The following is a 12257-nucleotide window of genomic DNA, read 5'->3' as shown; positions in this document are numbered from 1 at the left end:
CTATCCAACTTGGTACAAGTGTATGAGAGTAGAGGGCTTGTTCAGAACTGCAGATAGAAAACAAACATTTTTATTTACTAATTATACTTATTTGGCTATAATTACAATATCAGCATTGATTTTTCGTATGGGGTGATACAAATGAAAATCGTAGGAATTGCTGGAAGCATGAATGCAAATTCGACGACAAAGCAAGCAGTACAAATCGTATTGGATGCAGCGCAGGAAGCAGGAGCAACGGTCGAGATGATCCACCTCGCTGAATGGAAATTGCCTATTTATGATGATAGAGAGGATTCATCCACTTATCCTGAGGCAGTACATGCATTTACAAAAGCGATCTCGGAAGCGGACGCACTGGTGATTGGATCACCTGAATACCATGGGACCATCAGTGGAGCATTAAAAAATGCGATGGACTTTCTGGAGGGCCGCCATCTTCGCGACAAGCAGGTAGCTTTGATTGGAACAGCGGGTGGTAGTATGGGAGCGACAAATACAGTCAACACCCTGCAATTGATCATGCGCAATCTGCATGCGTGGCCACTCCCATCTAGTCCGAGTGTTCCAAATGCATACAATGCGTTCACACCGGAAGGCAAGCTCAAAGATGAACGCTTGCAGGCTCGCATGGAGGGCTTAGGTAAGCAATTAGTCCAATTTGTCCAAATGATGAACCTAAATCGTGAAAAACAACCGAATTAGGGCAGGTTTATCTTGCAAATGCTTCTCAATAAGCGGTATTATATTTCTACGTGCCTTTTTTGGACGTCAGAAATATACGGTTTGGAAATGAGGGGTTCACATGCCGACGCCGAGTATGGAAGACTATTTGGAACGCATTTACAGCTTAATTGAAGAAAAGGGCTATGCTCGTGTCTCCGATATCGCTGAAGCGTTGGAAGTACATCCCTCTTCGGTTACGAAGATGGTACAAAAACTGGACAAGGACAAGTACCTCGTCTATGAAAAATATCGTGGGCTGGTTTTGACTGCAAAAGGGAAGAAGATCGGCAAAAGGTTAGTTGACCGCCACAGCCTTCTTGAGGAATTCATGCGAGTCATTGGTGTTGCAGAGGAGCATGTGTATCAGGATGTTGAGGGGATCGAGCATCACCTCAGCTGGGAATCCATCACTTGCTTGGAATACCTCGTGCAATACTTCCAGGCTGATCCTGCCCGGATGGAAGAGCTTCGACGCATCCGCCAGGAAGATGAGCAAAAAGAAGAATAACAATGATGTGTAAAGAAGCGCAAGCCGTCCAGGCTTGCGCTTTTCGCTGTCGTAAGGGATTAGCCATCACCCTATATTTGTAGAGAGGAGCATTTTTTTCGGGTAAGATGCTGTCGCGCTTCGGTTAACAGGCATAGAAAAGGCTGTTTTAAGGAGGCTGACATGAAAGCAGACGCAGTCTTTGAGGGTGGCGGAGTGAAGGGGATTGCTTTTATTGGAGCCTTACAGGTAATGGAGGAGCATGGCTACACATGGGAAAAGCTGGCTGGTACTTCCGCCGGTTCTATCGTAGCAGCCTTGCTTAGTGCTGGATACACCAGTCAGGAGCTAAAACCGATCTACGAAGAACTGGATTACCTTTACTTTCTTCAGCGAAGCGGAATGGGGCGCATGCCAGTTGTGGGCCCGATTTATGAGCTGGTTGTCCGAGAAGGGGTTTATCGTGCGGATCGGATTGAATTGTTCGTGGAAGATTTGCTGCGTAGAAAAGGAATACGAACCTTTGGGGACCTTCCGATTGGCAAGCTGCGCATCGTTGCCTCGGATATTAGTGTTGGCAAGATGCTCGTCATGCCGGATGACTTGGTCCGATACGATTTGGACCCGGAAGATTTTCCGATTGCGAGGGCTGTTCGAATGTCGTCCTCTATTCCTTTTTTCTTTCAACCTGCGCTGCTAAAAAAGCCAGGCCAAACTCACTATATCGTAGACGGCGCTCTACTGAGCAACTACCCTGTCTGGCTGTTTGATGTGGAAGGTACACCCCGCTGGCCAACGATCGGTTTTCGTCTCCAGGACGACCAAGGGAAAAGGAAGGAGGACCGCATAAAAGGGCTGTTCTCGTTTACGAGCAGCCTTCTTTCAACCATGCTGGATGCGCATGACCGCCTTTACGTCGAAAAAGCAAAAGCAGTGCGGACTATTTTTATCAACACGCTCGGTGTTCGAACTACTCAATTCCAATTGCCACCTGAAATGAAGCTGCAGCTGTTTGCGTCCGGGGAATCGGCAGCACGTGTGTTTTTAGAACATTGGGATTTCGATGACTATGTCAGAGTCTTTCGCAATACCTCTCCCAAAATACCCGTGTGAAGCGTTAAAACCTTTGTACAAAAAAGAAACAGGCAGCCTTATTCGGGCACCCTGTTTCTTTTTTGTTTCGCATTCTTCAATGAGAGATGTGGTCATGCGATTTCTGATCGCTTTGCTTTTCTTTGGATTTCCCTTTGTTGCCATCGATCACTCGGAATGGGTGATCTTTTCGAGGCGACGCAGATTGTTTTTTAAACGCTTGTCGGATGACCGGTGTTTTGGGACTCCCCTTGGTTTTTGGCTTTGCCTGCTTAGGCTTTCGCTGCTCAGAGGCCCGGGGAAAGAAGGAGCCGCTCTGCAAGTAATTCCGAACCACCAAAAAGAGTACCACACACAATCCCAAAATAATCAAGGTGTTAATGGGGTCAGCGATGAGTTTTGTCATAAATCCGTAGATTGCCAGCAACAACACAATCAGAATCACTGGTGGGATGCGGCGTAACATAGGGCTTCACCTCTATGAGATTAAAAGTGCCTCACGTTATCCGGTCGTAGCCATTCTCTCTTGCACATGCTTCTGATCAAGCTCTCGCATCTTTTGGAAGGAAGCGATCGCTACTTCCACTTGACTGTCGTCTGGCTCTCTCGTTGTGATCTTTTGGAGCCACAATCCCGGGTAGCCAAGATAACGGAGGACTGGAGTTTCACGAAGCTTGTTTGTCCACTGTAGAACCTCATAAGAAACGCCAATCACCAGTGGCAAGAGAACAATGCGTTGCACGACACGTTCCGTCAGGGAGTCATAACTGAACAGTGAGTAAATCACGACACCGACGAACACCGTGAAAATGAGAAAACTACTGCCGCAACGGTAATGCAAGGTGGAAAATTTTTGCACGTTCGCTACTGTTAATTCTACCCCGGACTCGAAGGCGTTAATCACTTTGTGCTCAGCCCCATGATATTGAAACAGCCTTTTGATGATGGGGGCTTTCGCTATGGCAGTAATGTAGCCGAGGAGTAGAAGAATCTTGAAGCCGCCTTCTGCCAAGGTCTGAGGAACACCATCTGGAACCCATTTACCCAATAGAAAGTCGGCGAGAAATACGGGAACGAGTGTGAATACGAATTTGCCGAACAAGAACGAGAGGACACCAACGACCGCAACACCAAGAATCATGGTAAGTTTGGATGGGCCTTCCGATACTTCTTCACCGGATTCCGTATTGTAGCGCTCGGAGGCGAAGTTAAGATGTTTGGCCCCGTTCGCACTGGCCTCGATTAATCCGACAATCCCGCGCAAAAACGGAATTTTTTTCAAGGGAGTAATCCATTTATATTCCGTACGGGGGGCTTCAAAATACTCAATGTCTTGATTTTTTTTGCGAACAGCTGTAACAGTCATAGTTTTGCCGCCGAACATGACACCTTCGATAACGGCCTGACCACCGTAGCTGGGTACTTTTTGCTCTGCCAACGTGAATCACCTTCCTTACCTCCTATCTTAACGGAAATAAGGCAATGAGGCTACAAGCAGTTCACGATCTGGTTAGAAAAGTCAACAATTAGTGAAAAACAAGCAGGGCGCGCATACTACAATGGAGGTGATGTATGTGGAAGCGACTAAGACAAGAGGAAGACAACGAGAACATAAGGCAGAGCAGGAAGAACAGTCAACGAATAAGCAGTCGGGGACATCCAAAGTGCTTGAGATTGCTTTTTGGGGCACGATCATTTGGAGTATTGTTCGTTTGCTTGCCCACTTTTTAAATTTGACCCCTTACGGATTGGGCGCTTTTGCACGTCCGCTGGTAGGTGTGGATGAAAATTCGATAGCAGGTATTGGTTTGGGAGCAGTGATTCTTTTTTTTGAAGCTCTCGCTGCGACATTTTTATTCTCTCTGCTGTTTAGCAGGCAGCGGGTGTGGTGGAGTGGCTTGTTATTTGGACTAGTTATGCTCATGATTGCAGGATTTTTTTTTCGGATGGGGAACTGGGACTTAGACATCTTGTCTAGTGAAGGGGCCTGGTACTTGTCCTTTGGTCTTTTCGTAGGAATGACGCTGACACTGGAGCAATCAGATGAAATCCACTGACACGAAAATCGGGTGATGGAAAGCCATCCCCACAGAGGAATAAGTGCAAATCTTTCTAATCGTATGGACTACTCTTTCATCTCTATTACATTTGCAGGGCTTGTGGTAAAATGTTTCATTAGTAAAAAAACTTTTTTATCGAAACCTATTTGGGGAGGGATGCATAATGACTTCCATCCTATTGCTGAATGGCCCAAATCTCAATTTATTGGGAACACGGGAGCCAGACGTATATGGAAGGGAAACGCTTGCTGATTTGGTCACGAACCTGAGCAAGGTAATGGATGAGCTGGGAGGCAAGCTGGAACATTGCCAATCCAATCACGAAGGCGTACTGATTGATGCGATTCATCAGGCAAGAGGCGTTCATGACGGAATCCTGATTAACCCAGGTGCTTTCACACATTACAGCTACGCGATACGTGATGCACTGTCGAGTGTTGCCCTGCCAACTATCGAAATACATATTTCCAATATTCATGCCAGAGAAGAATTTAGACATCATTCTGTTCTCGCTCCTATTGTGATCGGACAAGTAGTCGGTTTGGGAATGGATGGATACGAGTGGGCATTGCGAGCCCTTGTCCGTAAAATCGAAAAGAAATAAAAGGACCTATGATGAAAGGGGAGACGGTTGTGGTGAAACAACGTCTGACAAAATTAAGAGAAGCACTTGCAAATTTGGGAGCGGATGCGCTCATTACAGAAAAAGCGGAGAATCGTTTTTATTTGAGCGGTTTTTCTGGCTCAACTGGCTGGGTGATTGTAACAGAATCCGAAGCCTTTCTGGTAACAGATTTCCGTTATGTAGAACAAGCACAGGAGCAGGCCCCAGATTTTACGGTCGTAAACAATGAGCGCAAAGCAATTGAAGCAATCGCAAAGCTTTTAGCGGACAAAGGAATCAAGCGTTTGGCGTTTGAGAGCAGTGTTTCATTCGGAACATATCAGGAATGGAATCGGGCATTTGAAAATGTTGAATTGATTGCCACGAGTGGACTTGTGGAAAAAATTCGGATGTTCAAGGATGAATCCGAAATGGTAATCATCCGCGAGGCTGTTCGGATAGCCGAAGCAGCATTTGAGCATATTCAAGGCTATATCAGACCAGGAGTACGGGAAACAGATGTGGCGCTTGAACTCGAATACTTCATGCGCAAGCAAGGTGCGACTGGTTCTGCATTTGATATGATCGTGGCTTCTGGTGTTCGCGGCGCACTGCCACATGGACGTGCAAGTGAGAAAATCATCGAAGCTGGCGAAATGGTTACACTTGATTTTGGTGCCGCTTACAATGGGTATAATTCAGATATTACCCGTACGCTGGCTGTTGGTGAGCCGAGTGCAAAAATGAAAGAGATTTACGACATTGTTCTGCGTGCACAGCTTGCCGGTGTACAAGCTCTGAAGCCAGGCGTTTCTGCCAAGGCTGCTGATGCTGCAACACGTGACATTATCACAGCGGCAGGCTATGGAGACGCGTATGGCCACAGTGCTGGACACGGACTTGGGATTGAAGTGCACGAGCTGCCAGGATTGTCGACTGTAAGCACCTTTGTCTTGGAACCAGGGATGCTCGTTACGATGGAGCCAGGCATTTATGTTAGCGGGCTTGGTGGCGTGCGAATTGAGGACGATGTGCTCATCACAGCAGATGGCCATGAGAACCTAGGCAAGTCAACGAAAGAGTTGATCATTTTGCCCGTCTAATTTATACTATTTCTGTTATTGATTGATTCTCGGGAGGACTACCATGATCTCTGTAAACGATTTTCGTACCGGTTTGACGATCGAAGTGGATGGCAATATTTTTACTGTACTCGAATTCCAACACGTAAAACCGGGTAAAGGCGCGGCGTTCGTTCGCTCCAAACTGCGCAACCTGCGTAGCGGTAATACGACAGAAATGACTTTCCGTGGCGGTGAGAAAGTGAACCCTGCGCGGATTGAGTCCAACACCATGCAATACCTGTATGCGAGTGGCGATGAATACACATTCATGAATACGGAAACTTACGAGCAAATGACATTTACTCGTAGCCAAATTGAGCGTGAGCTGCGTTTCCTCAAGGAAAACATGAATGTACAGATCATGCAATACAACGGTGAAACGATCGGAATTCAGCTTCCTAACACGGTTGAACTCGTTGTAACAGAATGTGAGCCAGGTGTAAAAGGGGATACAGCTTCTAACGTAACGAAGAAAGCTACCCTGGAAACTGGCTTCGTAGTAAACGTTCCTCTTTTCGTAGAAGAAGGAGAGCGTCTGATCATCGATACTCGTTCGGAAGCATATGTTTCCCGCGCGTAAACAAACAAGATACAAAAAAGCTGTGCCCATCCGGGTGCGGCTTTTTTTTGTTTGAGAAGCAAGGGTTTAATAAAAAAAATTTTTTGAAAAACTTGAAAGGAAATACAATCCTTTCCGTTAAACATAGTGAGCCTGCCAAAAAGAGCGCTGCGCAGCGAACTGATTTTTGGGATAGGAGGATCTATCAAGTGCAGGACGATTGGTTGATCATACAACAAGTGCGTGCGGGAGACAGGGAAGCTTATGCGCACCTCGTTGACAAGTACAAGGATAAATTGTACGGCTTTCTGTACCGAATGACCGGACAGACGCAGGATGCACAAGACCTGACGCAAGAGGTCTTTCTCAAAGCATTCTGTCAGTTGGACAAATACAGACCAACAGATGCGTTTTTGGCCTGGTTATACCGAATCGGGTCCAATCTTTGCATAGATGTCTGGCGTAAAAACAAGCGTTACGCCAGGGAGCCTTTGGAAGAGGCGATGCTCATTGAGAACAACACGCCGGAAAAAGCATACCTCAAAAAAGAAAAAAAAGACGTCATAGGGCGCCAGATCATGGCATTAGGCGAAGAATATCGTGCGGCATTCCTGTTGAAATATACAGAGCAGCTCAGCTACAAGGAAATCAGCGAAATCCTCAATCTACCCATGACCACCGTACAGATGCGGATTCATCATGCCAAGAAAAAGCTGCGGGCCGGCTTTGCTCACGAAATGTCAGGAGGTGCTGCCATCTATGAATTGTTCTAAAGCTGATGCAGTACGAGCCTATTTTCGTGGAGAGCTTACCGAAAAAGAAAACAGACAAGTAGAGAAACATGTGGATAGCTGCCCGCATTGCAGTCGCTTGGTTTCTGAGGAAGATGAATTCGTATTGGAGATTGTGCTGCCGCCATCTAGGCTTCCGTCAGATTTCACCCAGCAGGTCATGCGTTCATTAGAGAATGTACCGATTCCTATACCGAAGCCAAACTGGAAAAAAAGGAGTATTTCTATTATGAAAAAAACAGCATTAGCAGTTGCAAGTGTGACCGCTCTCATTACTTTTGGTTCGATTGTGTCGCCTACGTTTGCCAGCTATGTGACCAGTGTCATTGACTCGATCAAAGGGGTGGACAATGGCATAAAAAAAGCAGTGGAAACCGGTTATGTGCAGGTCATCAACAAGAGTGACACCGTGCAAGGAGTAACCTTTACTGTGGAAGAAGTGGTTGCCGACCCGACGCGTATCGCGATCTTTTCCAGACTAGTAGATCGGGATGGCAAACAAATTAAATTGAGAGAAAGCGAAAAATTTAACGTTACTTTTATGGATAAGGATGGAAACGAAATTGAACGTAATGGCGGCCAATCTCAACGTCCGGATGGAGAGTATTTTGTTTTTGAGCGCGAAATCTTCAAGGACTGGCCAGAGCCAAGTAAAATCCCAGATGAAATCCAAATCAATATTAAAACAAATTCGCTCGATGGGAGACTCGGAAGCTGGGAGGTAACTTTCCCGGTGGATATGAAAAAGGCGAGAGCTGCCGCTGTTGTAACGGACATCAATCAGCAGTATACGACGCCACAAGGTATCTCTTTCTCGTTCAAAAATATCATGACAACACCAAGCGCCAGTATTTTTGAGATGGAGCGGACATCTACAGATAAGTGGACTCAGCGGTTGAATCAAATCATGAGTGAGCACAATTGGAACATGGCTACACTTGAAAAAGGAAAAAACAAAGAAGCCGATATGGTGCTCCGTTATTTAAAGAATGTGGGTATTGCTGTTCAAATTTTCGACGAGAAGGGCAATGCGGTAGCTGGGTATGACGATGTATTGCATGCCGATATTAACAATCTGAAAAAGAACGACCTCAAAAACATGAACGTAGTTGAAGGATCTGAAGACGGCTCCACCTATACGATTCGGCATGGGTTCTCGCCATTTGCAAAAAATCAGAAGCTGACCATGAAGCTACACTCACTTTATCTGCATGAACCAGCCAACTTTGAGATGACAGTAGATGTAAATGCTTTAAGCAAGCATTCCGTTGCGGTCGAAAAAGACGGAACCTCCTATCTCTTGCAAAGCATTCACGTAAAAAACACGGATAAGGAAGAGAGGATAGAGGGCCGATTTTATGATGAACCAGGTGTGGTAATCCCCTTCACAGGTAAATTGCCAGAGGGAGTGATTGATTCGCTCGCATGGAAAGCAAAGGATGAATCAGGAAAAGTGTATGAAGTATCGTATGACAGAAAGTATAAAAGAGGCGAAGATGGTCGAATCCACGTTACAGGAGCTTTCTTCATTGAGGGCATGGAGCGACAACCGAAGACGCTCACTCTTTCGTATATGCTCCAAAAGAAACAATATCGCGAACTGAAATGGGAAGTCCCATTTGAAATCAAAAATAACGGACTTTAGAGCATTAAAACCAATCACTCGTTCTTTACACTGAAAACAGCCTTTAAAAACGTATAACCCCCTTCTTTCATCTCTTGAAGGGGGTTTTGTTATTTTCTATCATTTTTACTTTTCATCAACGCTGCGCACGCCAGCGGTTCAGCAATTCGTTTAGTGATTCTATATAATATTCGATACCTCTTTCCATTTCCACAAAGCGCTGAGTAACTATTTCGTTATTATTCACGGATTGGATTTGTGCTCCTTTTTCAAGCGTCTTTTTCAAGGAATGGACCCGTTCGATTGAGGCGAGAAGCTCCCTTTCCAGTGCATTCTCGGAATATATGTAGTAGGTAACACGGTCACCTGTTATGCTCTTTTTTTCCACGTGTCCAGAGCGTAGCAGCAGACGAATGTTGGTTGATACGCTACCCAGGCTCACCTGGAGTACTGACGCGATCTGCTCGGCTGACAGTGTACCTTCTGTGACCATCAGCAAGCCCAAAATTCGCCCGGCAATTCTAGAGACTCCTTGTTGCTCGTGATACAGACCGATTTCTTCGATATAAGCCAACAGCTCTGGAGATAAGTTATTCAAAGCCAATACTCCCTTTGGAAAAACGTCACTACGTTTCTCAAGTAACTTGGCTAGGCCCTTTGAAACGAGCCTAGCCTTTTTATTATAGCAACATTAGCTTTTTCTGTCTGCTTTGGTGAGCTGTCGGAACCCGAACAATATTCGGCTGACCCGACTATTTTCGTCACGGTAGAATATCACGGAATTAGTCATGCCAGGGCCGAGCTCTGCGATGAATTGATCGGGGCCGACAGGAACGAGCGGCAGAGCGCTTTCGATTTCTCCCATCTTGATGGAAATGGTGAGCGTCTCGCTTGCTAAGCGGACTGTGACGCAGCTCTCCTCGGCGGATGAATAATCACCGATGTATTCGGCCATTGCTGTTGAGTCCGGTACATAGTCGGGGTAGGGGAACTCGGGTGTGTTCACAGGCCGCTCTTGCAGAGCATTGAGTGCTGCTGCTAGCAGACCTCTTACGGGGAGGGCACCGTCTGCATTGATCAGGACAACTCCGGTAATCCCCGCTTCAGGCAGGATGTGCATTTGCGCCGAGACCCCTTTTATTCCGCCAGAGTGCTCGACCAAAGAGCCGCCGTGATGATGCGGAGCTGGTGTGATGAACAGCCCGTAGCCGTAGTTAATAAATGAATTAATCCCGATGTGAGGTGTCATCATCTGTGCGACGCTTGCTACCGAGAGAATCCGCACATCCCCGACGCAGCCACCAGTCCGAAAAATTTCGGCGTAGCGAAGCATATCACGGGCAGTTGATTTTAAGAAACCGGCTGCTCGTTGTGCTGGTGCATCCCACCAATAAGGGGAAGCGAACAGCTCAGGCTTGCCATCGGTCAATCGTTTGGTATAGAGGGTGGAAACGGACGCGTTTTCCGGTAAATCGGTGATGGAAAACACCGTGTTGGTCATGCCAGCGGGCTCGAGGATGTTGCTTTTTACATAATCTTCATAGGGCATTCCGCTAGCCTTCTCGATAATTGCTCCGAGTAGTCCGAAGGCATCATTCGAATAGCTGAACTGAGTCCCGGCTTCTCCTAAAAGTGAAAGATCCGTGGCAGCAAGATAGGCGAGCAAATCATCGTACGTATCAATGTAGGGGAGCTCCTGGATACTCTTCTTATCAAAAGGCGGCAAAAATAAGGTATGATCAGGATCTTCCTCAATGCTCCGTCGCAGAGTACCGAACAGGGATGCCAGCGGCGGAATTCCCGATGAATTGCTCATGAAGTGATGGATGGCAATTAGCTTGGAGGCCGCTTCATCTGCGAAACGGAACTGAGGCAAGTAAGTGACAACGGGATCTGTGACGGACAGCTTGCCAGCTTCCTGCAATTGCATAATTGCAATGCAGCTGAATGACTTGGTGATGGAACCGATGCCGAATACGGTGTCTAAGGTGATTTCTTGCTGGCGCTCGACGTCGCTGTATCCAAAGGTATGCTCGTAAATTTGCTCTCCATCCTTGGCTAGCGCAATAATCGCCCCGGGAACTATGTTAGGGTCAATGATTTTGTTGGCGTATGCTTCGTAGATAGAGGTCCAGTTTTGCTTGTTCACGGGAATCATCCTTTCAGTTTGGTGATGATTGAGATTAGACACCATGATAAACTTCTTTATCAAAATAGGTTCTTACCTCACCTCCTTTATAAATAAGCTCATACTCCAGGGGGAGCCTGCTTGCGCCAGAGTGTCTACGTTGTTAACAAGCGGGCTTGATCCGTAGGCCGATCGTTGCGGAGATGGACAGGGACATGCCCATTGGGAGAAAGACAATGCTTGCCTCAAACGAAATGCGAGCAATGATAGCGCCCATGGTAACAGGTGTAATGATGCTTGGAGCCGCGCAGTAAAGAAGGCCCAGGGCAACAGCCCGATAGCAATGATTCGCTTCGCACCGATCTCGGATATGAGTCTAATCTTACTGATTTTCAGTAATTTCAGTCAATACTAAAATAATTAAAATGATAAAACTTAGATATGGATAGCAGCTCACGCACGAAGTTCTAATACCTCGGAGTGGCAGCGCAATCTTTAGTAATGAAAGACAAATCCCCCTCCTGTGAAATCAAGGGAGGGGGATTTCTTCGTGTACGATCACTGCAGGAAGTGAGCAGTTCTTAACGTCCGGCGAACCATTCCCATAGCTTCAATACAAATGCCGTGATCCCAGCGGCCATCAGCGGACCGACGGGGATACCTCGAAAAAACACAATTCCAATAATCGAGCCAATAACTAAGCCAACAATCATATGCGGTTCGGTCCGAAGTAAATCAAGACCTTTTCCATTCATCCAGGTGGCAATCGCTCCGCCTGCGAGAGCCGTCAAGCCAACGACAGTCGTAAAAAGAGGGGTGACGTCTTTCCACGAGATCTTTTCACTCGCAAACGGGACTAAGACGGAGATGGTTAAAAAAAGCAGACCAAGCTCCAAGCCGCGTCGCTCGACTGTCGGGAAAAATCGTTCCAATGCCGTCAGCTTCAGTACCAGTAAGATACTCGCGGCAGTAGCAATAATCGGTGACCGGCCAATTAACCCTATGACGATAAGGATGACGAGCATCACTTCTCCAGACATCATTGGCATCTTCAAAACCCCT

At 46.6% G+C, this 12257-nt stretch carries 14 protein-coding genes; 9 read left to right on the top strand and 5 right to left on the bottom strand.

The genetic code is table 11. From position 1 onward, the window contains the following. Nucleotides 1-141: 141 nt before the first annotated feature. The 3 genes from SB752_RS05545 to SB752_RS05535 all read left to right on the top strand — a co-directional run bounded on the left by SB752_RS05545 (nt 142) and on the right by SB752_RS05535 (nt 2326). Nucleotides 142-705: an NADPH-dependent FMN reductase gene (locus SB752_RS05545; RefSeq protein ID WP_410714693.1), complete on the top strand. Its 564-nt coding sequence runs from the start codon at nt 142-144 to the stop codon at nt 703-705. A 100-nt stretch (nt 706-805) separates the two neighbouring features. Then, nucleotides 806-1234, top strand: coding sequence for a transcriptional regulator MntR (mntR, locus tag SB752_RS05540; protein ID WP_103105398.1), 429 nt, complete (start codon nt 806-808; stop codon nt 1232-1234). Between the two features lie 162 nt (nt 1235-1396). Continuing rightward, nucleotides 1397-2326: a patatin-like phospholipase family protein gene (locus tag SB752_RS05535; RefSeq protein ID WP_410714692.1), complete on the top strand. Its 930-nt coding sequence runs from the start codon at nt 1397-1399 to the stop codon at nt 2324-2326. 76 nt (nt 2327-2402) lie between these two features. Here the strand turns inward: SB752_RS05535 and SB752_RS05530 are convergent, their stop codons facing one another. Then, nucleotides 2403-2771, bottom strand: a complete 369-nt coding sequence (locus tag SB752_RS05530; protein ID WP_410714691.1) for a hypothetical protein — start codon at nt 2769-2771, stop codon at nt 2403-2405. A gap of 36 nt (nt 2772-2807) precedes the next feature. Next, nucleotides 2808-3743: a DUF1385 domain-containing protein gene (locus tag SB752_RS05525; RefSeq protein WP_103105395.1), complete on the bottom strand. Its 936-nt coding sequence runs from the start codon at nt 3741-3743 to the stop codon at nt 2808-2810. Nucleotides 3744-3873: 130 nt separating this feature from the next. Between SB752_RS05525 and SB752_RS05520 the strand changes: the two genes are divergently transcribed. The 6 genes from SB752_RS05520 (at nt 3874) to SB752_RS05495 (ending at nt 9088) form a co-directional block, all read left to right on the top strand. Next, nucleotides 3874-4362 (top strand): YqhR family membrane protein, encoded by a 489-nt coding sequence (locus SB752_RS05520; protein WP_410714740.1) that lies wholly within the window; start codon nt 3874-3876, stop codon nt 4360-4362. A 166-nt stretch (nt 4363-4528) separates the two neighbouring features. Next, a complete protein-coding gene (gene aroQ, locus SB752_RS05515; protein ID WP_103105393.1) occupies nt 4529-4969 on the top strand; it encodes a type II 3-dehydroquinate dehydratase in 441 nt (146 codons plus the stop codon). A gap of 32 nt (nt 4970-5001) precedes the next feature. Next, the gene (locus SB752_RS05510; protein WP_213023169.1) at nt 5002-6072 is read left to right on the top strand and encodes a M24 family metallopeptidase; all 1071 of its coding nucleotides are present in this window, start codon (nt 5002-5004) and stop codon (nt 6070-6072) included. 43 nt (nt 6073-6115) lie between these two features. Then, nucleotides 6116-6673, top strand: coding sequence for an elongation factor P (efp, locus tag SB752_RS05505; RefSeq protein WP_410714690.1), 558 nt, complete (start codon nt 6116-6118; stop codon nt 6671-6673). A 188-nt stretch (nt 6674-6861) separates the two neighbouring features. Beyond that, the gene (locus tag SB752_RS05500; RefSeq protein WP_410714689.1) at nt 6862-7425 is read left to right on the top strand and encodes an RNA polymerase sigma factor; all 564 of its coding nucleotides are present in this window, start codon (nt 6862-6864) and stop codon (nt 7423-7425) included. Further along, on the top strand, nt 7412-9088 hold the full coding sequence (locus SB752_RS05495) for a DUF4179 domain-containing protein (protein ID WP_410714688.1): 1677 nt from the start codon (nt 7412-7414) through the stop codon (nt 9086-9088). The genes SB752_RS05500 and SB752_RS05495 overlap by 14 nt, the downstream gene beginning before the upstream one ends. A gap of 115 nt (nt 9089-9203) precedes the next feature. Here SB752_RS05495 and SB752_RS05490 read toward each other — a convergent pair whose 3' ends face one another. From SB752_RS05490 to SB752_RS05480, 3 genes are all read right to left on the bottom strand, one after another. Beyond that, the gene (locus SB752_RS05490; RefSeq protein WP_410714687.1) at nt 9204-9665 is read right to left on the bottom strand and encodes a GbsR/MarR family transcriptional regulator; all 462 of its coding nucleotides are present in this window, start codon (nt 9663-9665) and stop codon (nt 9204-9206) included. Nucleotides 9666-9758: 93 nt separating this feature from the next. Then, nucleotides 9759-11216, bottom strand: a complete 1458-nt coding sequence (locus tag SB752_RS05485; protein WP_410714686.1) for a serine hydrolase domain-containing protein — start codon at nt 11214-11216, stop codon at nt 9759-9761. 560 nt (nt 11217-11776) lie between these two features. Then, a complete protein-coding gene (locus SB752_RS05480) occupies nt 11777-12238 on the bottom strand; it encodes a DUF441 domain-containing protein (protein WP_289136297.1) in 462 nt (153 codons plus the stop codon). Nucleotides 12239-12257 lie beyond the last annotated feature (19 nt).

This window comes from Brevibacillus sp. SIMBA_040 (assembly GCF_046535075.1).
Taxonomy (GTDB): Bacteria; Bacillota; Bacilli; order Brevibacillales; family Brevibacillaceae; genus Brevibacillus.
Note: the sequence above shows the minus strand (reverse complement) of the source record. Positions and strands in the feature narration are given on the sequence as shown.